Raw genomic sequence first — 24787 nt, 5'->3', positions numbered from 1 at the left:
AACTATAGAAATGATCCGAAAAAGCAGCGTTAAACGGCGTCTGCACCGCGCTCGCCTGTCCGAATCCGAATAACGTCTTCAAGCGGTGTCACAAACACCTTGCCGTCACCGATCTTGCCGCTGTTAGCCGCACTACAGATTGCATCCAATACGCTCTCCAAACGGGCGTCGTCTACGGCCACTTCCACTTTTACCTTGGGTAGAAAGTCGACGACGTACTCCGCGCCACGATACAACTCGGTATGCCCTTTCTGACGGCCAAAACCTTTAACTTCAGTGACCGTAATGCCCTGAACGCCGTTGTCGGCCAATGCCTCACGAACGTCGTCGAGCTTAAATGGCTTGATGATAGCGGTGATGAGTTTCATCCCGGATCTCCCCTGCTGGATAAGTCCTGCTAGATTGGTAGCGGCACAGCCGCCAGAATAAGCACCTGAACCGATAATGCGCATACTGTGCCAGCTGACTTTTTTTGCTTATAAGTCAGCCAATTAGCCGTCATCAAAAGTGCAGCTCAGCGCTAAATCTGAGCAAATCCATTCTCACACCACCGCTATTGCACCAAAAAAGAGCGTAAGCAAAAGTAGCCTGCTCTATTTCGATGCACACCCTGGGTTAAGCAGTAAAAGCACGCGATACATGCGAATTCGCCAACTGTTGCGTATCCTTACCGGTAAGCAATATTTAAAGCAGGTTTATCTAGGAGAGAACGATGGCGCCTCAAGACCGTATTAGCCGCTTGGCCCAGCAGATTGGTGACCGTTTACAAAACGCCTCCCAGGCGCCAGAAGATATTCAAAAGGGCGTGCAGCAAGTCGTGCGTGGCGCCTTCGACCGCCTGGAGCTTGTCTCACGGGAAGATTTCGACATTTTAATGGATGTACTGCAGCGCACCCGTTCGCGGGTAGAGGCGTTAGAGCGCCAAGTCGCTAACCTTGAAGCAGCCGTTGATGCCTCCGCGCCAACGACGTCCACGCCGCTCGAAGCTGAAGCCCCACCAGTTCCAGAGCAGCATGCGCCGGAATCAGATGCAGAAGACGAGAAGAATAAACCCGCTTAACGTTCAAGCTTCATTAGCAGCAATAGGGAAATGGCCTATTGCTGCGCGCACCGCAAAATAAATACGAATCACTATCGTTGACTTTGTTTTTCGTGGTGATACTCTCCGCATTTGATTTTCTTACCGTCTGCGGATTGTTCACTATGCACGCCCTGTCACTATCAAACCTATCTGTTGCAAAGCTGCCTTTTGCAAAGCCTTTCTTTTCGCCGTCGTCTGTTTCAATATCTGGGCTTGTTGGCACCGGCCTGTTACTGAGCTTCTCCAATGGCGTTTTCGCCCAAAATACTGCGTCTAGCGCCGACGAGACCATGGTGGTTGTTGGATCGCGCACTCCTAGTCAGATCAGTCAAATTCCCGGTGCTGTATGGGTAATTGACAAAGAGATGCTGCAACAGCAGACCCGCAATGGTGCAGACCTAAAGACAGCATTGGGGCATCTGGTACCGGGGTTGGATCTGGCGCCTCAAGGGCGCACCAATTATGGGCAAAACATGCGAGGCCGGGGCGTGCAGGTGCTCATCGACGGCGTATCGCTGAACAGTTCCCGTGGGCTTTCCCGACAGTTCGATGCCATCGATCCCTTCAATATTGAGCGCGTGGAAGTGCTTTCCGGCGCCAGCAGCCTGTATGGCGGCGGTGCTACGGGGGGCTTGATCAATATCATTACCCGCAAAGGTGAAGAAGGCCTGAACTGGCGTACTGAAGCAGGCATCACCACCGGCTTCAACAACAGCGATGACATAGATCGACGCCTCGCACAATCCATCAGCGGTGGTAACGAGCGGGTTCAAGGCTATCTGGGTACCGCCATTGGCGACAACGGCCGCCACTATGACGGCAGCGGCCAGGAAATCTTTCCCGATATCGCCCAGACCGACCTACAGGATAATCGCAGCATTGATGTATTGGGCAACCTCTCTTTCCGCTTGACCGATGAACAGAGTCTGGAACTGGGTGCCCAGCTGTACCGTTCAGGTTATGAAGGTGACCGGGGTGTTTACTTTCCCAACCTCGACGCTGCCACGCCCAACTTGAACGATGCCGAAATTCGCGATGGCTACCGTTCACAGCGCGATCCGGAAACCGACCGTAAGCTCGTCAACGTCAACTATCACCACGCCAACCTGTGGGGGCAAAACTTCTACCTGCAGGCGTTCCACCGGGAGGAGGAGTCCAGCTTCCAGGCATTTCCCTACCCAATTTCCGACGGCCTGCAATTTCGCGCCTCGCAACAAAACACCGATTTAAGCGGCATCAAAGCGCTGTTTGAATCGCGCCTGGGTGATGACGTTTCGCTAACCTACGGCCTCGATCTGGATCGTGAAACTTTCGATGCCAGCCAGATGCTGTTCGATACCAACATCTCGGACGCCTCCGGCGGCCTGGTGCAACAGGCATCAGGGGTTGAACCCCGCTACCCCGGTTATCAAGTGGACGGGCTTTCAGGCTTCCTCCAGGGCGATTGGCAGGCCACCCAGGCGCTCAAGCTCTCCGCAGGGTTGCGGCAGCAGCATATGGACGTCGAAGTGGATGAATTCCAGGGGATTCCTGGCGGCGAGAATGACTATGAAGCAACGCTCTTCAATGCCAGCGCCCTCTACGACTACGGCAACGGTCACCAGAACTGGCTGCAGTTTAGCCAGGGCTTCGAACTGCCAGATCCTGCCAAATATTACGGCAAGAGCCCCGGCGTAAGTGTCGATAACAACCCGTTATCTGCCATCGAGACGGATCAGATAGAGCTAGGCTGGCGCTACCAGGGTGGCAACTGGACGACCCAAACAGCGCTTTACTACGCCTGGTCGGACAAAGCGGTAGAGAACGCCGAGGATTTAAGCGTCAGCGTCGTCGATGAGAAGAAACGCGACTTCGGCCTGGAAAGCGCCGTGACCCGTTACTTTGATAATGGCCTGGAGGCAGGGGGCACTCTGCACCTGGTGCGTTCCGAGCAGGAGAACGACCAAGGGGAGTGGGAGAAGCGTGACGCCCGCTATGCATCGCTCTCTTCCGCCACTGCCTTTATTGGCTGGACGGACTATGTACGTTCGGCTCGCTTGCAGGCCAACCACAACTTCGACCTGAAAGACGATGCCGACCGCGAGATCGATGGCAATACCACCCTCGACTTATCGCTCAGCCAGGAAACCGATTTTGGCACCTTAAGCCTGGGAGTGCAGAACCTGCTGGATGATCAGTACTCCACCGTCTGGGGTCAGCGAGCCGCCATGTTCTATTCGCCCTACTACGGCCCAGAGTACCTCTACGACTACCAGGGCCGCGGGCGTACTTACACCCTGAACTGGTCAATGGAGTACTAAGTGCTGATTCGCTACTCGCTGACAACCGCTCAAGGGTGAGGTAACGGGGATGGCTACACTCGGCTCAATAACGCCATCTTGCGTACCACTGACCACCCATGACCTGCTGGCTATTGGTCAGCGCTTCGGGATCGACTACCGCTTTCCCGAAGCGCCCGACCGCTCCCAGCCAGCGCCTTGTGTTGCCCATGGGCGGGTGATGGACGTCGAGGTAGCCCCCACACTGCGGGTGACACACTCTGATCTTGATGTCCTGCACGCTTACGCCTCCACTTCCCGGCATGCCGCGCCGTGGTTTCTCAGCGTGATACTCGAAGGCCATATCCAAGTCGGCCTAGGGCGCCAGTCGTTTCAGTTGCAGGCCGGCGATGCCTTCAGTGCCCATTTCAACGAGCAGACCGGGCTTGAGGTCTTCCAGCCCGCGCCACAACGATTGCGCATTCTCAACGTATCGATTCTGGCTTGCACAGAGCCTCTCTCTTTCTCGCCCATTAACTCTTCGCCTATCAATGTTGCCCCTCCGGCAACGCCCGTACTGCATACCTGGCAGGTGCCGCAGTTCCTTATTCATAGCCTGGAGGCAGCACTGGCTTCGAACTGGTCAATAGAGCGGCAGCGCCTGCTATGGCAGGGGCTCGCGCTCCAGTTGTTAGCTCATGGGCTGCCTGCCGCCTCACTTGAGTCCAGCGATGAAGGAAAAGCAGTCAGCCTGCCGTCGGGTTTAACCCAGCGCGACCACCAACGCCTGGAGCACTTGCGTCAGCAGCTCGAACACTCCCCCAGCCAGGATTATCGGCTTGAGCAGTTGGCCCGCAATGCCGCGATGAGCCCGAGCAGCCTACGCACCAAGTTTCACCGCTGTTACGGCTGCTCGATATTCGACTACCTACGACGTTGTCGCCTGACCCAAGCTCAAGACTACTTACGCAAAGGTTATAGCGTGCAGCAAACCGCTCACGCCTGTGGCTACCGCCACGCCACCAATTTTGCCACCGCCTTTAAGCGCGCTTTTGGCATTGCGCCCCATGAAGTACACCATCGCCATTAAAGCCGCAGGGTTGTTTTTGGAGCGCTAAGTTCCTCTGTTGGACTTTTTTTGGCAGTACGCATACTCCCTTTGTCATTGCGCATACCTTTCAGTAGCCATTAAGCGCAATAATTCTCATTAACACATTGGTTAATTGATGCTTATTGCAGGTGCCTCCATGCTCATCCCCCATCACCGTTTTCTACGCTCTCCGCTTAGCGCCGCCGTTCTCTCGGCACTGGCTGTTTCCCCGGTATACGCTCAAGAGAGCACCGAGTTAGCCACCGTCACGGTGACTGCCCAGCAGGCTGCCACCAAAGTGGAAACGCCGACGATCGAAATACCCCAGAGTGTTTCCACGATTACCCGCGAACAGATGGATACCCGCGGGGTAAGTACCGTGCAGCGAACCACCGACTACACGCCCGGTGTTTACAGCAATCAGGTAGGCGCCTCCAACCGTTTCGACTACCTGGTACTGCGCGGGTTTTCTGACGGCAGCTTGAGCAATACCTTCCTGGATGGCCTGAAAGTAATGGGTGATGCCAACTCCCATAGCAGTATGCGCATTGACCCATGGTTTCTGGAAAGCATCGAAGTGGTGCGCGGGCCCGCCTCGGTGCTCTATGGCCGCGCCTCCCCTGGCGGGGTGGTCGCCCTGAACAGCAAGCGGCCAGAGTTTGAACAGGGCGGTGAGCTGCGTTTTCGAGTGGGTAATAATAACCAGCGCAGCGCCGCTTTTGACCTCACCGGGCCTATTGGCGAAGAGCAACGGGTGGCCTTTCGCCTAACCGGGATTGCCAGCGCCGCGGATACCCAGTTTGGCCCGGCAGAAGAGGAGCGCTACGCCATTGCGCCCCGGCTCACCTGGGATATCACCGATGACACCAGCCTAACCGTAGAAGCCTACCTACAGGATGAACCCGAAGGTGGCTACCACTCCGGCGTACCCTATGAGGGGGCCGTGGTCGCCCATAATGGCCGCAAGATCAGCAACAACTTCTTTGATGGTGAAGAGGATTACGACACCTACGAGCGAACCCAGCGCATGTTCGGATACGCTCTGGAACACCGCTTCAACGACCAGGTGACCGGCCGTCAATTGATGCGCTACCTCAATTCCGACGTAGTGCTCAATCAGGTCTACGGTTTTGGTTGGACGTCACCGACGTCTGATGAACTCACCCGCTACTACTCCGGCAGCAATGAATCTCTGGAAGCCTGGACACTCGATAACCAGCTTGAAGCCACCCTCAGCAGCGGCTTTATGGATCACACACTGCTGTTCGGGGTGGATTACCAGCAGCGGGAAAACGACGTATCGTGGCCCACTGGGTATTTCCCGCCGCTCAATGCGTTTGACCCGGTTTATGGCAGCGACCCCATCGAGTTTTACGCCCCGGTGCGCGAACGCCATGAGATCGACCAGACCGGGGCGTACCTGCAAGACCAGATAGCCCTCGATAACTGGCGCTTCACCTTGGGTGGCCGCTACGACTGGGTCAATATCGACAATGCCAACCGAGATAGCGGTGATACCAGCTCCCTTAGCGACACCCAGTTCAGTGGCCGCGCCGGGGTGGTCTACCTGTTCGATAACGGCGTAGCACCCTACCTGAGCTACTCCACCGCGTTCACCCCCACCAGTTTCGTGGATGAGAGTGGCGATCTGCTCCAGCCCATGGAAGGCGAACAGTGGGAAACCGGCGTCAAATACCAGCCTAACGGTAGCCAAAGCCAGTACAGCGCGGCGCTGTTCCATATCGGCCAGGAGAACGTCGCCACCAAAGAGCAGCCCACCGACCCATACCGCGCCGTGGGGGAGATCGAATCCCAAGGGCTGGAGCTGGAAGCGCAAACCCAGCTAACGGATACCCTCTCGCTTCAGGCAGGCTATAGCTTCACCGACATCACCTACGCCAAAAGCGATGATGGCAACCAGGGCAACAACGCGATTTACTCCCCACGGCACCAAGTGCAGCTCTGGGGCCACTACGAGGCCAACAAGGGCTGGCTAAACGGCGTGAACATGGGTGTCGGCGTGCGTCACTACGCGGATATCGCCGCTGACCGGGCCAACACCGAAACCGTGCCCGACTACACTCTGGTGGATGCCACCATTGGCTACGACCTCAGCCAACTCGGCGTAGAAGGGGTCGAAACACGTTTAAACGTGAACAATTTATTGGATAAAGAGTACGTGGCCTCCTGCAACTCCCTGGAGTACTGCTACTTCGGTGCCGAGCGCGGCGTCACCGCCAGTGTTCACTACCGTTTCTAAACGCTCGTGCTAGGCGACGGCTCAAGCCCTTGTCTAAGCATTATTAACTTATTGTAACCTAACCTGCCCAGGCCACTGTGCCTGGGCTTTTTTTCTTGAATGCAGGTTTGCAAACAATAAATATTATCGTTTAAATACAGCTCTTATTTTCTGGATGGCCTCTCACCACCATGTGCCACACCAACCTGTTCTCATTGCTCGCGCGCTGCGGGCTGTTCGCCGTTTGTATGCTGAGCGTTTCTACTGCCCAGGCGCAGTGGGCCACGGTGGACTGGACGATTGCCGAAACCTTGCTGGCGATTGATGCGCCGGTTAGCAGCGTGGCTCAGCAAAGCGATTATCAGGAGTGGGTGGGCGAGCCCCATATACCCGACAGTGTCACCGATATGGGGCTACGTACCCAGCCCAATATGGAACTGCTGGCTCAAGTGCCACCAGAACAGACGCTGATCTCGCCCATGTTTGCCGGTTTGACACCGCGCCTGGAGCGCATCGCCCCGGTCACTTCATTCTCGCTCTACTCCCCCGGCACCGATACCTGGCAGGAAATGCAAACCCTGACCCGTCAGCTGGGCGAGTTAACCGAGCGCCAGCCCCAGGCCGAGCAGCTTATTGAAGAAACCCAGGCCTTGATGACCAGGCTGCGCGAATCCCGGCCCCTCTCACAGTCAGAAATCGCGCCGCTACTGATGGTGCAGTTTATGGATGCCCGCCACGTGCGGGTGTTTGGGGAAAACAGCTTGTACAACGCCGTTCTGGAGCAGCTCGACCTCCCCAATGCCTGGGATCAATCCACAAATGCCTGGGGATTTGCGCTGGTAGGGATTGAAGCGCTGGCGCGCTACCCCGAGGCAACGTTGGTGATCATCGACCCGCTGCCCACAGGAGTCGAAGAGAAGCTTGCAAAAAGCGGCCTGTGGCAGCAGCTCCCCAGTGTCAGGCACAACAGGATAGTTCACCTGCCGCCGGTATGGAGCTTCGGCGCACTTCCCTCCGCCCAGCGCTTTGCCCGGAAGCTGACTACGGCGCTAGAGGCTGCGCCAGCGGATTTAGCGTTTTAGCCCGCGGATACCTCGATCACATCAAATTGAAAAAGGCACCATTTTGACGTACATTTATTCTAGATGAACCACATCAGGAATCCGTCATGAACGTAGCCACCGATGCCAAACAAGAGCGTATTAATCTCCGGTTGAAACATAGCGCCAAAATGGCGCTTGAACGCGCGGCAAGCTTCGAAGGGAAAACCGTCAGCAATTTCATTCTGACCAGCGCGTTAGCGCATGCCGAAAAAACCATTCATGCGCATGAAGCCATGAGTCTAAACAGCCAAGACGCTGAAGCCTTTTTCCATGCGTTGGATAAGCCGGTTAGCTTTAACAAAAAACTGGCAGCCGCTTTCGAGGAGCATGACCGGCGTGTCACTAGCCAATGACCGATGATACAAACCTGGTCATACGACCACTGAACAGCGATCACTACAGGCCAGGGTTTCACTGCGGCGTACCCTCACTGGATAACTATATTCAAAAACAGGCGCGCCTTGATGTGAAGCGTCGTGTCAGTCGGGTATTTGTGGCAACAATGGTGGAGCAGCCAACAAGCATTGTGGGCTATTACACGCTCTCCACGCTGTCGATTGAACTCGGGCAATTGCCCCAAGACCTCGCTCGTAAACTCCCGCGGCACCCTATCCCAGCAGCCCTGCTCGGCAGGTTAGCGGTTAATAAAGGCGCCCAGACCCACGGGGTGGGAAAAATGTTGCTGGTCGATGCCATTAAGCGAACGCTGGCTGTCAGCGATGAGATCGCCATTTACGCCATGGTAGTCGACGCTATTGATGAGCGAGCACAGCGCTTTTATGAACAGTTTGGTTTCTCGCTTCTCAGTTCAGACAGCCAACGCCTATTCCTTCCGCTTAAATCCATCTGAATGTATTGCCTCAGAATTTATTAGTAGTAGCCAAATCGTCTTAGCGTATGTTTTCCTTCCATTAAACTTCCTCTCCGACAAAACCTATTTGCCAGCCTATACTTAGCCACTAGAGCCTAACTTAGCGCGTGAAGCGATAATGTGACTGCGTAGGATGGAGCTGGCCTCTTCGATCAAACCATTTACAAACGCACGAACGATTGCCTCGTGATCATCTAACCAGCGGTTAGTTTCTGATGATAAATCTTCATAATTGCTAGCATACAAGGCACAGCTAGTCCGCAACTCCTCGACAATGGCTAGCTGACGCGGTCTACGCGCAGGTAAGTAAAGCGCTCGGTGAAATTGCCAATCTCCTGTTTGCCATCCCGGGCGTCCCGCTTCCAGGGATGACTTTTTGAGTGCATAGCTAACTTCCGTGTGATCACTGTTATTTGCTAGATAGATAGCGCGCTCAAGAAGGTCGCACTCAAGTGTAACCCTAAGGTCATAGATCTCATCTAGCTCTTCGGACGTTAAAGAGATGACACGGGCTCCCTTTCCTGGAATGACATGGACTAACTTCTCCGTGGCAAGAGCCTGTAAAGCATCTCTCACAGGTATACGACTGACCTCATATTTAGCGGCAAGCGCAGCCTGATGCAGCATCGATCCAGGGGCATACCGTCCTTCTAAAATTTCCATTCGAATTTTTTCGACAAGACCCATTGTCATTCCCTTCAACGCAAGTGTATACATGTATACATACTATCAAAACCAAGAGACAAAACCATGGGTCATGAATATTCTTCACATGTTGTTTGGACTGGAAGTCGTGGGAACGGTACGACTGGCTACCACGATTTTGATCGGACTTGGGATATTTCCATAGCTGGTAAGTCTGTCATTCACTGTTCTAATGACCCACTTCTAGGTGGTGATCCAACAAAGATGAATCCAGAAGACCTTTTGCTATCAGCATTGTCTGCCTGCCATATGCTCTGGTATCTGCATTATGCGTCCGATGAAGGCATCGTGGTTACATCTTATGCCGATGACCCTGTCGGGCTAGGAAAGGTCGGACGAGGAGGAGCAGGGCGTTTTTCATCCGCTACTTTGCGTCCTCAAATAACGGTGAAGACAGGGACTGATTTACAAGCTGCAGAAGCCATCCACCACCGGATACATGAGGTTTGCTTTATTGCACGATCAATAAATTTTCCTGTGAACTACGAGCCCACCTTCACTACAGAGGGAAGCTAATTAATAGCATTTCCACGACTGGATGATGCTTGTATCAACCGTTCTACTCTGCTCGTCTACGCGTTGGCCTAATTGACGACGGAATCTTTACAGCCGTTTCACCTTCGCGGCGAGCATTTCGGTTTTTTCCCAAAACATCGGATGGGCATAGATTGTCCATCCATTCACCGCTAGAGATTTCATTCGTCATCATTCTCTTCCAGCACCTCTTCGAGGTCTGCCTCCATGCCTGCGATGAGACATTCGACCTCGACAAAACTACCTGCGGTAACAGGACAAATGCTCTCTGGATACACCAGAAGATCGCGCTCTAAAAAGTTAAGAAAATTAACCATCACAGGACCATGTTTAGTCTCATTACTGGCACGGGAAAACACCACTTCACCATTCGAGCGGACGGAATAGTGGATACGGTCTCGCCGTTTCAGCTTTAGCGCCCGGCGAATCGATGCTGGAACAGTCGTTTGATAGCGATCCGTCAGAGTAGAGTGATCTGCAATGGGAGTGCTCATCATCGCTCTCCGATTAGTGGCAATGCAAAAGTGATGCGCAATAATTTAAGGCAGCCGCATTACCTCGACAAGCTGCCCAACTATTTTAAACCGGCCACTCAAGCGCTACCAAAGCGTTCTTAATTACGATAGGTTAAGTACTTAAGGTAATGTAGATTTCGCTTACATTCGGGTTAGAGTTTTACCTAAAAACAGCGAGGAAAGGCGATGACGCTAGCCATTGTAGCCACGCGGGCAGGCGTAGGTTTAGATGCACCGGCGGTGCATGTTGAGGTGCATCTAGCCAACGGCTTGCCGGGGCTAACGCTAGTGGGCTTGCCGGAAACGGCGGTAAAAGAGAGCCGCGAACGGGTGCGCAGTGCACTGGTTAATGCGGGCTTTGATTTTCCCAATACCCGCCGTATTACCTTAAACCTCGCCCCCGCCGATCTACCTAAGGAGGGCGGCCGCTTTGACCTCCCCATCGCCCTAGGTATCCTCGCCGCCTCCGGGCAAATTCCCGTGGAAGCGCTGGAAGGTATGGAGTGCGCTGGTGAGCTGGCCCTGGATGGCAAACTGCGCGCGGTGCCGGGCATACTGCCCTTTGCCCTGGCCACCCGGCGGGCAAAAAAAGCACTGATCATTCCCCGCGACTGCGCCGATGAGGCCGCCCTAGCAGGCGATTTGCCGGTGCTGCCTGCCGATACTCTCTGGCAGGTAGTAGCTCACCTACTCGACCAAGAGAAGATCTCCCCACACAAACTCAGCGCTTCGGTGAAAACCACCGCCCCGGTGGATGACCTCGCCGATGTGCGCGGCCAGCAGCAGGCGCGCCGGGCGCTGGAAGTCGCTGCGGCCGGGGGGCATAACCTGTTGTTTGCAGGCCCTCCTGGCACCGGCAAAACCATGCTGGCCAGCCGCCTGCCGGGCATTCTGCCGCCGCTTTCCGAGGAGAATGCCTTGGAAGTCGCTGCCGTGCGTTCGGTTTGCGGGCTACCGCTGGAAGCAGACTGGGGCAAAAGGCCATTTCGACAACCCCATCACAGTGCCAGCGGCGCCGCCCTGGTAGGTGGCGGCTCAAAACCCAAACCCGGTGAGATTTCGCTGGCCCACCACGGCGTGCTGTTCTTGGATGAGCTGCCGGAGTTTTCCCGCCATGTGCTAGAGGTACTTCGGCAACCGCTGGAAACCGGCGAGATTCATCTCGCACGCGCCAGTCATGAACGTCGCTACCCTGCTCAATTTCAATTGGTAGCTGCTATGAATCCCTGCCCCTGCGGCCACTTGGGCGACCCACGCCAACGCTGCCAGTGCACCGCCAGCCAAATCCAGCGCTATCAAGCGCGGCTCTCCGGGCCGCTGCTGGACCGTATCGATCTACAGGTAGAAGTGCCCGCACTGCCGCCAGAGCAGCTCACCGCACAAACCCAAGGCGAGTCGTCAGAAGCCGTGCGTGAGCGGGTGATGGCCGCCCGAGAACGCCAAATGGCCCGTGGCGCATTAAATAGCCAGCTAAGCGGCAAAGCCCTGGAGGCCGCCTGCGCACTTAACGATGAAGAGCGCGCTTGGCTGGCGGGCGTACTCGAAAAGCTCAAGCTCTCCGCCCGTGCCTATCACCGCGTACTACGTGTAGCCCTGACCCTTGCCGACCTTCAGGGCGAACCCAAACCCACCCAGCCGCATCTAATTGAGGCGATTGGATACCGACAGCTGGATCGGATGCTAAAGGGGGGCGTAAGCCCCCGAAAGCCGGACGGTTAGTGGGTGGCGGCCAGTGAGTCCACTAGGCGCTGACACAGCGCATCCAGCTTCTGCCCCGTGGTTTCATCATGTAACGCGCCGCTATCGTTGAAGGCGCTGCCAGCTTTCGCCAGCGACAATGGCTGTGGCAGCACGACCAACCCCAGATTGGCTAACAGTTGCTGACCAAGCGGTAGCGCACGGATGCCACCTAGCCCACCAGGGGAAGCCGCCACCAGCGCTGCCCACTTACCGGCAAATAACTTGAGCCCCGGCGTATCCTGATAAGGTCGTGACAGCCAGTCCAGTGTGTTTTTCAGCAGCGGCGTGATAAAGCCGTTGTACTCTGGCGAAGCGATCATCACTGCCTGGTGATCCGCCAGAATCTCACGCAGCTTGAGCACATTCTCCGGCACGCCCCGGGCTTCAATATCTTCATCAAACAGTGGGCAGGGATAATCTTTTAAATCGATAAAGGTTGCTTCCCCGCCAAGCGCCTCAATACGCTTGGCGGCCAGCTTGGCTAGCTGCTTGTTCAGTGACGCTTCTCGGGCACTGCCTGCAAAGACCAGTACCTTTTTGACCGATGATCCCATTGCCATTTCCTCTTTGAATAATGTATTTGAAAGCCACACCATTTATTAATATTTACGCCTGTTGAGCAAGACGTATTTTACGACTCAGGGCCAGACTCGACGTGAAACCCTGCTGCCATTAAAACGTCTGCACTTTGTCATTCAACTATCACTATTACGGATGAAAATTAGCAAAAGCTGCACCTGCCCTAATTTTTCCTCCGAAATGGTGAAATAGTGATGACAAAGCCGTTACTAGCGACTGCTCTACTCGCCTTTGCGTTTACCAGTGCGGCACACGCCCAGCAGAGTTTTCCCGCCACATTGTCCGGCCATGCCCAGCTACCCGGCAGCACCTTTGTGGCAGCTCCTTCCGGTGCCGCTGAGCACTATAACGTCTCAGGCCGTTTTACTGGCCAAGAGGGCCGCGTTGAGCAGTTGTATACGAACATGCAAGCCACCGGCTTAGCGCTACCCTTCCCCAGCCAGCCCCTGCAGGGTTTTTCAGGTATTCGCTCACTTGGCAATGACCGTTTCCTGGTGTTGACCGATAACGGCTTTGGCTCCAAGGCGAACTCCTCCGACGTCATTCTGATGTTTAACATCATAAAGACCGACTGGGACACTGGGCGTGTCATCATCGAGGAAACCGTTCAACTCTCGGATCCAAACCGCAAGGTGCCCTTCCCGATTATGAATGAAGCCACTCCTGGTCGTTTTTTAACCGGGGCTGATTTCGATATTGAATCGATACAGCCGGTGGGCGATAGCTACTGGATTGGCGATGAGTTTGGCCCGTGGATTATCCAGGTGGATAATCAGGGCGAAGTTCTGCAAGTGCTGGCCACCAATCCTGGTGGGACGCTGATGCGCTCCCCCGACAATGCCTTTGCCCTCACCCCGAACCCTGGCGCGCCTCTCGCTGATGATGTGAGGGTGTTTCGCTCCGGTGGTTATGAGGGCATGGCGCTCTCCGAAGACCAAACAACCCTCTACCCCTTACTGGAAAAGCCCATCTGGGATAGCAACGCCAACGCCCCGGAAACGATTGATGGCACCCCCGTATTAAGAATGTTCGAGCTCAACACTAAAACCGGCGAATGGGGCGACACAACCCGCTACTACCCCTTGGAATCAGCGGATCACGCCATCGGCGATTTCAACCTCATTGGCGGAACTCGCGGCTTGATCATCGAGCGTGATAGCCGCCAGGGCGACCCGCGAGAAGAGTGGGCAGACAACCCTGCCGAGTTCAAACGCATCTATCTCGTCGATCTCGAACGTACGGACGAGCAGGGTGTGCTTGAGAAAATCGCCTATATCGACTTGATGGACATCCAGGATCCAGAGGGCCTTGCACCGCGCGGCACGATCAACGGCACCTTTAACTTTCCCTTTGTGACCATTGAGAACGTGGATCGTGTCGATGAGAGCACCATCGTGGTCGCCAATGACAACAACTACCCTTTCTCGATTGGCCGCCAGCAAGGCCGCGCCGATGATAATGAGCTAATACTGCTCGATGTAGAGGACTTCCTGAACGCCCAGTAATGTGAGCAAGCGTGGGGCCGGGGCGCTCAATTATGACCCTAGCCTCACGTTAAAACGTCAGCAATCTCTCGACAAATTCAGCCAATATGCTGGCGGACTTCCTGTAACTGGAGACGCAGGCTTTCTATCGGTTGCGCACCATTAATCAGCCATCTGTCTTCAACAATCAATGTCGGCACCGACTGAACTCCCAACTTGGACGCGAGGTGGTGATCCTTTTCCACCGCCTGCTGAGTTGTTTCCGAGAGCACGTCTAGATCATAACGAACCATGTCGAGCCCGATTTCTTCAGCCAGTGATCGCAGCACCTGGCTATCACCGATATTGCGGCTCTCCGTCAGGTGCGCGTACTGAACACGATCAAACATACGCCAGTGCCCTTGTTGACCTGCCTGCATTTCAGCCGCCTTACACGCCAGCGCGCCAGGCATCCCGTGAGGATACTCGAAGGTTTGGGCACGCATACCATCAATGTTGATACGCGGGGTATCCTCTGCGGCAACGCATTTTTCCCAATGACCGAGAATTGTTTCTTTGGCATCACCCATAGAGCCGAAGGCTTCTAGCATGGCTTCTCTACTTGCTTGAAGCGTAAAGCACTGGTGATGCACATCCAGGTTCAACTGCTTGGCAAGCGAGTGCAGCCGGGGAGAGAGAAGGTAACACCAACCGCAAACAACATCGTGCACAAACACCACCTTTAATGGATGCATGTCTCACCTCCCCCTCTAATCGTTGTGTGAACTGAGCGAACGCGCAATGGATGCCACGTGCTGACCCTGAAATTCAGCAATGCGCAGCTCTACCGCCGACGGCTGCCGCGAGCCATCTGTCGCCGCCAAGGTTGATGCGCCATAGGGTGTGCCTCCGCTGATCTCGTCCATCGTCGTAAGGTCGGGACAAGAATAAGGTACCCCCACGATGACCATGCCGTGGTGTAACAAGGTGGTATGGAAGGACAATAGGGTGCTCTCTTGACCTCCATGCTGACTCGCGGTGGAAGTGAATGCTGCACCAACTTTGCCGATAAGCGCCCCCTTAGCCCAGAGTCCACCGGTTTGATCTAAGAAATTGCGCATCTGGGAGGCCATATTGCCAAAGCGAGTGGGCGTGCCGAAAATAATGGCATCGTAATCAGCCAGTTCACTCGGCTCGGCGATAGGCGCAGACTGATCCAATTTAGCCCCCGCCTTGAGGGCGACCTCTTCTGGCATCAGTTCTGGCACGCGCTTGATGGTCACTTCAGTGCCAGGGATGCTGGCCGCGCCTTTCGCTACAGCGTCAGCCATCGTCTCGATATGGCCATAGGTTGAATAATAAAGGACTAGTACCCGGGTCATCGTGATTCTCCATGCGTTGCTATTCGAATACGTTCTGAGTAGGCGATCTCGTCGACGCCATGAATCCCAGGATAAGCTTTGTTTAAATAGAGATAATCAGTAGTATTCGAAAATGATATTTTCCTTACTGGAAACAATGCATGGATAAGCTGACGGCAATGCGCACCTTTCGGCGAGTCGTAGAGCTGCAGAGCTTTTCTGCGGCCGCGAACGACCAGCGGCTCTCCAACGGCGCTGTGAGTAAACAGGTAGCGGAACTGGAGGCCAGCCTTGGGGTAACGCTGTTGACGCGTACCACCCGGCGGCTGAGCCTTACCGATGCGGGGCGGGCGTACTACGAACGCTGCGCCTGCATCCTCGACGACATTGAAGAAACCGAGCTAGCGTTGGGAGTTCACCAAGCAATCCCGCGGGGATCTCTTAAGATCAACTGCCCCATGTCGCTGGGGCTTTTGCATATCGCGCCTTTGATCCCCGTATTTGCCGAGCGCTACCCGGAAATCAACATCGAACTGGTTATGAATGACCGCCGCGTAGCGTTGGTGGAGGAAGGATTCGACGTCGCCTTACGTGCCGGTGACCCACTGGAAGATTCATCACTGATCGCACGCCGACTACAAAGCATTCATCGCGTATTGTGCGCCTCGCCAGGCTATCTTGAGCGATTCGGCGAACCGACAACACCTCAAGCACTTTCTGAGCATAAATGCCTGCTCTACAGCCTGGGCGCCGCACCGGAAGTGTGGCGCCTTGGCTATGCAGGGCAGACTATCGAACAGCGAGTGAAAGCAACCCTGACCGCCAATAGCAGCATCGCCCTGCGAGAAGCGCTGCTTGCGGGCATGGGCATTTCTCTAACCCCGACCTTCGTAGTCAGTGCGGATCTCAAGGCTGGGCGCTTGATTGAAATAATGCCGACATACCGCCCCCCTGAGCAAGGCCTCTATATTCTCTATCCAGCCAGCCGCTACCTCTCGCCAAAGGTACGCTGCTTTGTAGACTTCATGGTAAATCAGCTCGGCGGCACACCGCCCTGGGGGTAAAGCAGGGCTCATTGAGAGGGTAGAACAGGGCCCTAGATCCAGGGATGCCTCTAGGGTCTGGAATTGCCGACGTTATTTACTAACACTATCGACAAACCCATCTACAAAATTATCCAGCGCTTCAAACAGCACTTCACGAATGGGATCTGCCTCATTTACCAAGTGGTGGCGAGCTTCCGGGTGGCGGTGAATTTCGGCATTGGGAAACTTCTTCGCCAAAATCGCTAAATTCCACTCCCAATCAACGGTCAAATCCTGCTCGCCCTGGAGTATCAGGGTAGGCAGCGGGTTGGGCTCCTGGGCCAGTAGGCGAGGCATCCAGCGGCGCATGGCGCTCACCCAGGCAACGCTCAAACGCTCGGGCTGCAGCGGGTCACCCTCGCGTAGAAACTCGGTGAACTGCTCGTCGGTAGAGTTGGGGCGATATTTACGCGGCAACTCTTTTACAAACGGGCTGGCAATCAAGTGCAGCCAGCTGGTTTGGCTCCATCCCCAAGGCCGCACCAGGGGCGCCAGCAGCACCAAACCCGACCAGCCGGAAGCCCCACGACGGGTGAGTGCATCGGTAGCCAGAATCGCCCCACCGGTACTCTGGCCCACGCCTAACCACGGCTCAGGCGCCATGCCTTGGCTCTTTAGAGTCATCTGCAAGTGAGCCAGGCAGTGCTGATAATCATCGAAATCTTCTATTGCCGCCCGCGCACCGCTGGAAAGGCCGTGGCCGGGAAGATCCCACAGCACCACTCGCCAGCCCTTAGCCAGCAGGCGTTCAAGCAAATGGCGATATAACCCCATATGATCGAAATAGCCATGTACCACAAAGGCAGTGCCCACCGGCTGCGGGGGGCTCCACACTTGGCACCACAGCGCAAAGCGCCCCGTATCGATAAAGCCTGCATGCACTTCACTGGTATCTAACAGCAGTGCTTCCAAGCCATAGTGGTGGAAATAGTCTTGCATGGCGTTTGCCAATACTTCCCCAGGCAACAGGCGGCTAAGGGCGGTATCGCCCGAGGCGTGGCGAAACAAGCCTTCCAGATGTTGGAAATCACTCATCGATGTTTCTCCATAACGCCATTGTCCTTTGACCTAGGCACGGCTGATGTTTCGCGCTTTCAGAACCAAATGCCTAGTCATTTGGTCGAGCATTTTAGCGCATTAGGGTCTACGCTGTTTACATGCCCGGCCAGGTGTGGAATTATTTTCCATAAATACATTTTACGCTGACCGTAGCAAACACATCACCCACGGGCATCCTCACAGGAGAAACCCCATGAGCGAGCGTATCACGCGCCACCGTTTACAGGTGGCAGCCGATTTAGATCGTTTTATCAATGAGCAGGCGCTACCGGGAACAGGCGTTGATGAAAATGCCTTTTGGGCCGGTGTGGATGCCCTGTTTCATGATTTGACCCCGAAAAACCGTCAATTACTTGAAGAGCGCGACACGCTGCAAGAGAAACTCGACGTATGGCACCGGGAAAACCCCGGCCCGGTGACCGATATGCCGGGATACCGCCGCTTCTTAAAAGAGGTTGGCTACTTGGCAGAAGCGCCGGCTAACGTCAAAGCGACCACCGCCAACGTTGACCGGGAAGTCGCCGTTCAGGCAGGCCCGCAGTTGGTCGTACCGGTTAGCAACGCACGCTATGCGCTGAATGCGGCGAACGCCCGCTGGGGCAGCCTTTACGACGCCCTGTACGGTACCGATGCCATTTCCGAAGACGACGGCGCCGAAAAAGGCACCAGCTTTAACCCGAAACGCGGCGCCAAAGTGATTGCCTACGCCCGTGGCGTGCTTGACCGCGCGGCACCGCTGGCGACTGGCTCGCACCGGGATGCGGTGAACTACGCCATTCGTGATGAGCACTTGGTAGTAACGCTGGAAGGTGGTCGTGAAACCGGCTTGAAGGATTCCGGCAAGCTGATCGGTTTTAACGGCGAAGCGGCGAAACCCGACGCGATTCTGTTGGGGAACAACGGCCTGCACCTGGAAATCCAGATCGACCCTAACGACGCCATCGGCAAAACCGACCCGGCAGGCGTTAAAGATGTCGTGGTGGAAGCCGCCCTGACCGCCATCATGGATTGCGAAGACTCCGTTGCCGCAGTGGATTCAGAAGACAAGGTGGGCGTTTACAGTAACTGGCTGGGCCTGATGAAGGGCGATCTGGAAGAGAAGATCGAAAAAGGCGGCAAGACGTTTACCCGCAAGCTGAACGCCGACCGCACCTGGCAAACCACCGATGGCAGCAGCGTCACGCTGCCCGGCCGTTCGCTGATGTTCGTGCGCAATGTGGGTCACTTAATGACCACACCGGCGATTTTGGATGAGAACGGTAACAAGCTGCCGGAAGGTATCCTTGATGCCGTGGTTACCTCGCTGCTCGCGTTGCATGATCTGAAGAAAGACGCTGACCAGCCGCGCAACTCGCGCACTGGCTCTGTTTATATCGTCAAGCCGAAAATGCACGGCCCTAAAGAAGTTGCCTTCGCCAACGAGCTGTTTAGCCGCGTTGAAGACATTTTGGGCATGAACCGCGACACCCTGAAAATGGGTATCATGGACGAAGAGCGTCGCACCACCGTTAACCTCAAGGCGTGTATCGCTGAAGCGGCTTCACGGGTGGCATTTATCAACACCGGCTTCCTCGACCGTACCGGCGACGAAATGCATACCGCCATGGAAGCGGGTCCCATGGTGCGCAAGGGCGACATGAAAAGCGCCGCTTGGATTCAGGCCTACGAGAAGAGCAACGTGCAAGTGGGCCTTGCCTGCGGTCTGCGCGGTCGTGCCCAGATTGGTAAAGGCATGTGGGCCATGCCTGACCTGATGCACAACATGCTAGAGCAGAAAATCGGCCATCCGAAAGCGGGTGCCAACACGGCTTGGGTGCCTTCACCTACGGCCGCTGCGCTTCACGCGCTGCACTATCATCAGGTCAACGTCACCGACGTTCAGCGCGAGCTGGAAGCGTTGGGTGAGCCCGACTACCTGGACGACCTACTCACCGTGCCAGTAGCGGAAAACGCCAACTGGTCAGATGAAGAGAAGCAGCAGGAGCTGGATAACAACTGCCAGGGTATTCTCGGCTACGTAGTTCGCTGGGTAGAGCACGGCGTCGGTTGCTCGAAAGTGCCGGATATCCACAACGTAGGCCTGATGGAAGACCGCGCCACGCTGCGTATCTCCAGCCAGCACATTGCCAACTGGCTACACCACGGCATTGTCGATGCACCGCGAGTGGAAGAGACCCTCAAGCGCATGGCCAAGGTAGTCGACGAGCAGAACGCTGGCGACCCCACCTACACCGCCATGAGCGCCAATTTTGAAGGCTCCACGGCTTTCAAAGCCGCCTCCGACCTGATCTTCAAAGGCCGCGTACAGCCTTCCGGCTACACCGAGCCGCTACTCCACGAGTGGCGTCAGGTGCATAAGGCCCAGGTGCATAAGGCATAGTAAGTTCGTTTTATGGTGTAATCAGCCTCGAGGTTCATCCCTCGGGGCTTTTTTATAAAGGAAAACAACAATGACCGTAATGACTGCCGAGCAAATCGAACACTTTTTAGACGAAGTGTTTCCCCAGCGGATGGGCAAGATAGAGAGCGTGGGCGAAATGACGGCCACCCTGCGCTTGAAGATAGGCAACGAGCATCTACGACCCGGTCCACGGGTTTCCGGGCCCACCATGATGGGCTTTGCGGATGTAGCTATGTACGTGGCGATATTGGCGCAGATTGGCCCCGAACCCATGGCGGTGACCAGCGACTTAAACTGCCACTTCCTCCGCGCAGCGTCAGGTGATCATGACATTATCGCCCACGCCAAGCTGATCAAACTCGGCCGCCGCTTAGCGGTGGGCGAAGTTCAACTCTTCTCAGTCAGCGACGAAACGCGCCCCGTGGTGCATGTCACCGCCAGCTATGCGCTGCCCGAAAAGCCTTAAGGGACCGTCAATTACGGCGCCAACGTCATGAACGGCTCATCTTGCTGATCGCTAAACGCGTAGACGTTATAGGGTTCATCCTGAGGCCCCGGCATACCCGGAGTGCCAATGGGCATACCCGCCAAACCAATACCGTCAACATCAGGCTGTTGCTCAAACAACGCCTGAACGGCCTCCATCGGTACGTGACCTTCGATCCAATACTCGCCCATCTCGATGGTATGGCACGACCCCAGGCCATAGGGCACGCCCGCCTGCTGCTTGATACCGCCTAGCTCTACGTCATCAATAATCGTTACTTCTACGCCGAGCTCTTCGAGGTGGCGCGCATAAGCGTCACAGCAGCCACACTGGGGATTTTTATACAGCGTGGCCTCGTCAGGCAGTGCCGCCTGGGCCGAGGTGGCCCCCAGAACCAAAGCACTAGATAAAACCGTAGCGGTAAAACGTTTCATGAGCGATCTCCTTGAGGTGTGTGACTAAACCAATAGCTGGCCAGCAGGACTATACCCAGCTCTATCAGCCATAGGCCCTCAGTCATAAGCTCTATCAACAAAAAAGTTAGTGGCATCCATTAACTTTTTATCTTACAACCTATAGGTAGCCCCAAGGTCAAGCGGCAAAATAGACGCAAATCTGACTTTGGGCGCATGCATAGAGGAAAATATAACCCACAGCCCTCACCTACCTTAGATGGCTTGCAGCTTGTTTTTTCCCCACGTAACACTGACCGCTAGCCCGTTGGGCATGCGGTTACTAAGTGCAAGGCGTGCGTTTTGGCGCTGAGCCAACTCCGAAACAATCGACAAACCCAATCCGCTGCCGGTAGTACCCTGACCAGACGCGCGCCTAAAGCGCTCAGTGACTTTATCCAATAGTGCCTCGGGGAGTCCGGGGCCAGTATCTTTCACAATAAGTTGAGGAAAACCCTCCTCAAGCGCCAATTCTACCTCCACCCAGCCGCCTTCTGGCGTATAGCGCAAGGCATTATCCAGTAAGTTACGAAAGAGAATGCCCACCTCGACTTCGTCGGCGCGAACCTCCAGCCGGGTTAATCCTGTTAGCCTCAAATGCTGATCTCGCTCTTCAGCGAGTGGCCATAGCTCTGCTACCAATTCAGCAACAATAGGATAGAGATCGATAGTGGCCGGTGAGGTTGTGGCTACTTGATCCAAACGAGCCAAAATAAGCAGTTGTTCTACCACCCGCTGCAGCCGTTCTACTCCGATATAAGCCTTTTTTAATGATTGCTCTCCCCCCTCCTGCGCGTTATCCAGATGAATTCTCAGCGCTGCTAAGGGAGTACGTAATTCATGGGCCGCATCTGCTGTAAAGCGCCTCTCGCGCTCTAACGTTTCTTTCAACCGGGCGATAAAGTCGTTTAGCGATTGGCGTAATTCATTAAGCTCTTGAGGAACCGGGTCATCAATTTTACGCAGGTCGTGGGCGGAGCGGCCTTGTACTTGGTTGGAAAGCGCTTGAATGGGCGCAATACCTCGCCGGATAATACGACTCATCAGCCAAAGGAGGAGTGGAAGCAAAAAGAGCATCGGCAATAAATTGTTCCAGGTGATGCGCTCCACCACTTCATCATGAAACGAACCTCGCAGCCCCATGCTGATCCAGGTATTGCTGGCAACATCGAACATGCTGAAAACCCGCCAACGATGACCATCGTAGCTTTCCCAGCGAAAACCCTCCTCTAAAGGCGCGGGGAAAGGCCCGGCATCATTCCATTTGCCCCCTAGAAGCCTGGGTGAGCCATCGGCATTCCAAAAACCCAGTACTAATTTAAGCTCTTCCTCGTGGTAAAGCTTGATACCTGATTCAAAGCTGCTGTCGGGCACTGTGTTACCGTCGCGATATAGCTGAGCCGGATGTTCTGGAAGGCCCATGCGCGAAGCCAGTCGAGCATAGTCGTCAATGGTCGCGTTGGGGTCGAGTTGGCCAGCCACAATCCGGCTATGCAGACTAAGCTGTGTATCGAGAATTTCTTCTAGCTCGTGATCCGTAATTAAGTAGGCCGCGGTAACCGCGACTCCCCCGGCGACAACCATGGTAATGGCCAGGGTACGAAGTAGATAACGCCGTATCGATATCATTGTGCTTGGCTATCCAGCCGGTAGCCAATTCCGCGCACATTAATGATCAAATGTTTTTCAAGTTTTTTACGCAGATGATGAATGTGAACTTCCACCGCATTGGACTCTATCTCATCGCCCCAACCGTAAAGCAAACTTTCTAAACGAGGACGAGATAGCACTCTGTCGGGATGCCTAGCTAGCTCTAACAACAAGGCATACTCCCGTCGGCCCAACTTTACGTCTTTGCCCCGCCAACTCACCGCATGACGAGCCTCATCAATACTCAGTGCACCCAGCGTCAACATCTGCGAGGCGCGTCCCTCAGCGCGCCGCATTACGACACGCAAACGGGCAAGTAACTCCTGCAAATTAAATGGCTTGAGTACATAGTCATCCGCCCCGGCATCTAAGCCGCCAATACGGTCTTCCATCGCATCACGGGCCGTCAAAATCAGAATAGGCATAGTCGATTGCTGACGGAGTAAATGCAGTACCTGCATACCGTCCATATCGGGCAGCCCAAGATCCAAAATAATCACACTGAAGGTCTCGCTATTGACAGCATTGATTGCTTCACGCCCAAGCATAAACCAATCGACTGTATACCCCTCTCGCTCCAGGGCTGTCTTAATGCCATCCCCAAGCAGGGGATCGTCTTCTATCAGCAGTGCGCGCATTTTGCTTCCTCAATCGTCAAACCTTTATCGTGGATGCCAAAACTTAAGCTTTTCTTAAATACGGAGACTTATAACCCACAAAGTAGTTTCGTCTAAACTAAACCAGTAAGCCTACCACCCTATTTTTGTAAAGCTCTTACACAGTTTAACTCTTCTTTAAGTTATTAGGCTCATGCTGCCTCTTCCGACGTGGGAAAAGCCAAAAGAGCGCCAGAGCATGCATTTACTAACCCTCATTAGAACAAACTATTACTTAAAAATAATGGCTCGTGGTTTAGAAAAAGGAATGAAACGATATTTACTGAGAGGTATACGGTATATCGTCAAACCGCCTGCGCCAGAAACCATCGACAGCCTTGTGGGTATAGAAAAAATTCTAATTATTCGCCCCAATTTTCGTCTGGGAAATGCGCTAATCAGCACCCCTGTCATTGATGCTTTTCGTGAACGTTTTCCTTCCGCACGCATAGACTATCTAGCGACGGATAAAACTTTTCCACTGTTGCAACAACGACCTATTGACCATTTTTATTTACTGTCGAGATCCGCGATCCTTCGTCCTTGGAAGTGTGTGACATTATTACGACGCCTAAGGGCTCAACGTTATGATCTAGCGGTACAAGTGAGCGGAGGATCAACGAGCGGTTTTATAGTGACCCAGTTAATAGGGGCACGGTATAGCATGGGTTCACGTAAAGGTCACCAGCGATGGTACAGCATTGAGGCGGAAGGGAAGTCATCACATGCCTACGATGCCATCATTAATTTAACACATCAGCTCGGTGTCGCTTGCCGTAATCGGCCATTGCTCCAGCTAACGAAGCAGGAGCGCTCTCAGGCAATGACGAAGATAAGACAGCTAACCAGTCTTCATAGCGATCACCCATCAGATACTGACTTTATTGCTATCTTCGTAGGTGGGCATCAAAACAAACGTTGGCCGTTGGCATTTTGGCTAATGCTCATCGATGCCATGGAAGCCCACAAAATACGCTATGTCGTTTTCCTTGGGCCCGAGGAGTTTAGGCTTCTAGCACCTATTGAGCAGCGTTTAAAGTCCTCCCTCTACGGCAGCTTATGCCCACCTCTTCCTATCCGTCACTTTGCCGCCGTTTTGGAGCGTGCCCAATTACTCGTGACACCAGACTCAGGGCCTATGCATTTAGCGGCAGCGCTCGACGTCCCCACAATATCCCTGGTACGCCAGCAAAAATCTCTCGCCTTCGTACCTCGAGAATCCTATGACACCATCCTTTGGCGCCCAGAGATCAACACGGTAGTAGAAGCCATACAAGCTAATGTTGACGGGCAAGCCTCAACGCCCCCCGGTCAGCCGACCTCTGTAAAATACTATCCAAAACAGTACGTAACACCACCACCTAGTGCAGTCCATACGTACGCCCGTTAATGAATGAAAGCGCATAACTATTCGTTAAGTTTTGCGCTTTATAGTGGCCCTAATATTACGTCACCGAG

The 24787-nt window shown here is 54.6% G+C and carries 24 protein-coding genes; 14 read left to right on the top strand and 10 right to left on the bottom strand.

Annotation, left to right across the window (positions count from 1 at the left end; genetic code table 11):
* Positions 1-29: 29 nt before the first annotated feature.
* On the bottom strand, positions 30-368 hold the full coding sequence (locus ACW17M_RS01740) for a P-II family nitrogen regulator (protein ID WP_007112359.1): 339 nt from the start codon (positions 366-368) through the stop codon (positions 30-32).
* 344 nt (positions 369-712) lie between these two features.
* Between ACW17M_RS01740 and ACW17M_RS01735 the strand changes: the two genes are divergently transcribed.
* The 7 genes from ACW17M_RS01735 (at position 713) to ACW17M_RS01705 (ending at position 8621) form a co-directional block, all read left to right on the top strand.
* Positions 713-1060, top strand: coding sequence for an accessory factor UbiK family protein (locus tag ACW17M_RS01735; RefSeq protein ID WP_022521302.1), 348 nt, complete (start codon positions 713-715; stop codon positions 1058-1060).
* A 143-nt stretch (positions 1061-1203) separates the two neighbouring features.
* The gene (locus ACW17M_RS01730; RefSeq protein WP_231500632.1) at positions 1204-3381 is read left to right on the top strand and encodes a TonB-dependent receptor; all 2178 of its coding nucleotides are present in this window, start codon (positions 1204-1206) and stop codon (positions 3379-3381) included.
* Positions 3382-3430: 49 nt separating this feature from the next.
* Positions 3431-4429 carry a helix-turn-helix transcriptional regulator gene (locus tag ACW17M_RS01725; RefSeq protein WP_457546805.1) on the top strand — a complete coding sequence of 333 codons (999 nt, stop codon included), beginning with the start codon at positions 3431-3433 and terminating at the stop codon, positions 4427-4429.
* Between the two features lie 157 nt (positions 4430-4586).
* Positions 4587-6689 carry a TonB-dependent siderophore receptor gene (locus ACW17M_RS01720; RefSeq protein ID WP_457546804.1) on the top strand — a complete coding sequence of 701 codons (2103 nt, stop codon included), beginning with the start codon at positions 4587-4589 and terminating at the stop codon, positions 6687-6689.
* Between the two features lie 170 nt (positions 6690-6859).
* A complete protein-coding gene (locus ACW17M_RS01715; protein ID WP_041157292.1) occupies positions 6860-7750 on the top strand; it encodes an ABC transporter substrate-binding protein in 891 nt (296 codons plus the stop codon).
* Positions 7751-7836: 86 nt separating this feature from the next.
* Entirely contained in the window at positions 7837-8124 is a 288-nt protein-coding gene (locus ACW17M_RS01710; protein WP_027957947.1) for a type II toxin-antitoxin system TacA family antitoxin, read from the top strand.
* Positions 8121-8621, top strand: a complete 501-nt coding sequence (locus ACW17M_RS01705) for a GNAT family N-acetyltransferase (RefSeq protein ID WP_027957948.1) — start codon at positions 8121-8123, stop codon at positions 8619-8621. Before ACW17M_RS01710 ends, ACW17M_RS01705 begins: the two co-directional genes overlap by 4 nt.
* Before the next feature lie 102 nt (positions 8622-8723).
* On the opposite strand, the gene ACW17M_RS01700 is transcribed toward ACW17M_RS01705, so the two are convergent.
* Complete coding sequence (locus ACW17M_RS01700; RefSeq protein WP_233974130.1) at positions 8724-9329, bottom strand: GntR family transcriptional regulator; 606 nt, start codon at positions 9327-9329, stop codon at positions 8724-8726.
* Positions 9330-9392: 63 nt separating this feature from the next.
* On the opposite strand from ACW17M_RS01700, the gene ACW17M_RS01695 reads away from it, so the two are divergent.
* Positions 9393-9863: an OsmC family protein gene (locus ACW17M_RS01695; RefSeq protein WP_081742675.1), complete on the top strand. Its 471-nt coding sequence runs from the start codon at positions 9393-9395 to the stop codon at positions 9861-9863.
* Positions 9864-10042: 179 nt separating this feature from the next.
* Here ACW17M_RS01695 and ACW17M_RS01690 read toward each other — a convergent pair whose 3' ends face one another.
* A complete protein-coding gene (locus ACW17M_RS01690) occupies positions 10043-10375 on the bottom strand; it encodes a type II toxin-antitoxin system PrlF family antitoxin (protein ID WP_027957950.1) in 333 nt (110 codons plus the stop codon).
* A gap of 207 nt (positions 10376-10582) precedes the next feature.
* Between ACW17M_RS01690 and ACW17M_RS01685 the strand changes: the two genes are divergently transcribed.
* Complete coding sequence (locus ACW17M_RS01685) at positions 10583-12115, top strand: YifB family Mg chelatase-like AAA ATPase (protein ID WP_457546803.1); 1533 nt, start codon at positions 10583-10585, stop codon at positions 12113-12115.
* Here ACW17M_RS01685 and ACW17M_RS01680 read toward each other — a convergent pair.
* Positions 12112-12690: an NADPH-dependent FMN reductase gene (locus ACW17M_RS01680; RefSeq protein ID WP_022521278.1), complete on the bottom strand. Its 579-nt coding sequence runs from the start codon at positions 12688-12690 to the stop codon at positions 12112-12114. The two genes, ACW17M_RS01685 and ACW17M_RS01680, sit on opposite strands and share 4 nt — an antisense overlap.
* Before the next feature lie 219 nt (positions 12691-12909).
* On the opposite strand from ACW17M_RS01680, the gene ACW17M_RS01675 reads away from it, so the two are divergent.
* Complete coding sequence (locus ACW17M_RS01675; RefSeq protein ID WP_027957963.1) at positions 12910-14220, top strand: esterase-like activity of phytase family protein; 1311 nt, start codon at positions 12910-12912, stop codon at positions 14218-14220.
* Between the two features lie 77 nt (positions 14221-14297).
* On the opposite strand, the gene ACW17M_RS01670 is transcribed toward ACW17M_RS01675, so the two are convergent.
* Both ACW17M_RS01670 and wrbA read right to left on the bottom strand, forming a co-directional pair.
* Positions 14298-14933, bottom strand: coding sequence for a DsbA family oxidoreductase (locus ACW17M_RS01670; protein WP_022521276.1), 636 nt, complete (start codon positions 14931-14933; stop codon positions 14298-14300).
* A 15-nt stretch (positions 14934-14948) separates the two neighbouring features.
* Positions 14949-15560 carry an NAD(P)H:quinone oxidoreductase gene (gene wrbA, locus ACW17M_RS01665; protein WP_022521275.1) on the bottom strand — a complete coding sequence of 204 codons (612 nt, stop codon included), beginning with the start codon at positions 15558-15560 and terminating at the stop codon, positions 14949-14951.
* Between the two features lie 140 nt (positions 15561-15700).
* Between wrbA and ACW17M_RS01660 the strand changes: the two genes are divergently transcribed.
* The gene (locus tag ACW17M_RS01660; RefSeq protein ID WP_009286202.1) at positions 15701-16603 is read left to right on the top strand and encodes a LysR family transcriptional regulator; all 903 of its coding nucleotides are present in this window, start codon (positions 15701-15703) and stop codon (positions 16601-16603) included.
* A gap of 72 nt (positions 16604-16675) precedes the next feature.
* Here ACW17M_RS01660 and ACW17M_RS01655 read toward each other — a convergent pair whose 3' ends face one another.
* Positions 16676-17659, bottom strand: coding sequence for an alpha/beta hydrolase (locus ACW17M_RS01655; RefSeq protein ID WP_022521274.1), 984 nt, complete (start codon positions 17657-17659; stop codon positions 16676-16678).
* A 217-nt stretch (positions 17660-17876) separates the two neighbouring features.
* Between ACW17M_RS01655 and ACW17M_RS01650 the strand changes: the two genes are divergently transcribed.
* Both ACW17M_RS01650 and ACW17M_RS01645 read left to right on the top strand, forming a co-directional pair.
* Complete coding sequence (locus tag ACW17M_RS01650; RefSeq protein WP_457546802.1) at positions 17877-20063, top strand: malate synthase G; 2187 nt, start codon at positions 17877-17879, stop codon at positions 20061-20063.
* Positions 20064-20133: 70 nt separating this feature from the next.
* Complete coding sequence (locus ACW17M_RS01645; protein ID WP_039857653.1) at positions 20134-20550, top strand: PaaI family thioesterase; 417 nt, start codon at positions 20134-20136, stop codon at positions 20548-20550.
* An 11-nt stretch (positions 20551-20561) separates the two neighbouring features.
* Here the strand turns inward: ACW17M_RS01645 and ACW17M_RS01640 are convergent, their stop codons facing one another.
* From ACW17M_RS01640 to ACW17M_RS01630, 3 genes are all read right to left on the bottom strand, one after another.
* Positions 20562-21005, bottom strand: coding sequence for a DUF411 domain-containing protein (locus ACW17M_RS01640; RefSeq protein WP_400669660.1), 444 nt, complete (start codon positions 21003-21005; stop codon positions 20562-20564).
* A gap of 234 nt (positions 21006-21239) precedes the next feature.
* On the bottom strand, positions 21240-22652 hold the full coding sequence (locus tag ACW17M_RS01635; RefSeq protein ID WP_027957967.1) for an ATP-binding protein: 1413 nt from the start codon (positions 22650-22652) through the stop codon (positions 21240-21242).
* A complete protein-coding gene (locus tag ACW17M_RS01630; RefSeq protein WP_027957968.1) occupies positions 22649-23311 on the bottom strand; it encodes a response regulator in 663 nt (220 codons plus the stop codon). Before ACW17M_RS01630 ends, ACW17M_RS01635 begins: the two co-directional genes overlap by 4 nt.
* 217 nt (positions 23312-23528) lie before the next feature.
* On the opposite strand from ACW17M_RS01630, the gene ACW17M_RS01625 reads away from it, so the two are divergent.
* On the top strand, positions 23529-24719 hold the full coding sequence (locus tag ACW17M_RS01625; RefSeq protein ID WP_027957969.1) for a glycosyltransferase family 9 protein: 1191 nt from the start codon (positions 23529-23531) through the stop codon (positions 24717-24719).
* The last annotated feature ends 68 nt before the right edge of the window (positions 24720-24787 follow it).

This window comes from Vreelandella sp. 2A-K22, assembly GCF_054065485.1.
The sequence above is the reverse complement of the archived record's forward strand: the minus strand, read 5'-3'. Positions and strand labels throughout refer to the sequence as shown.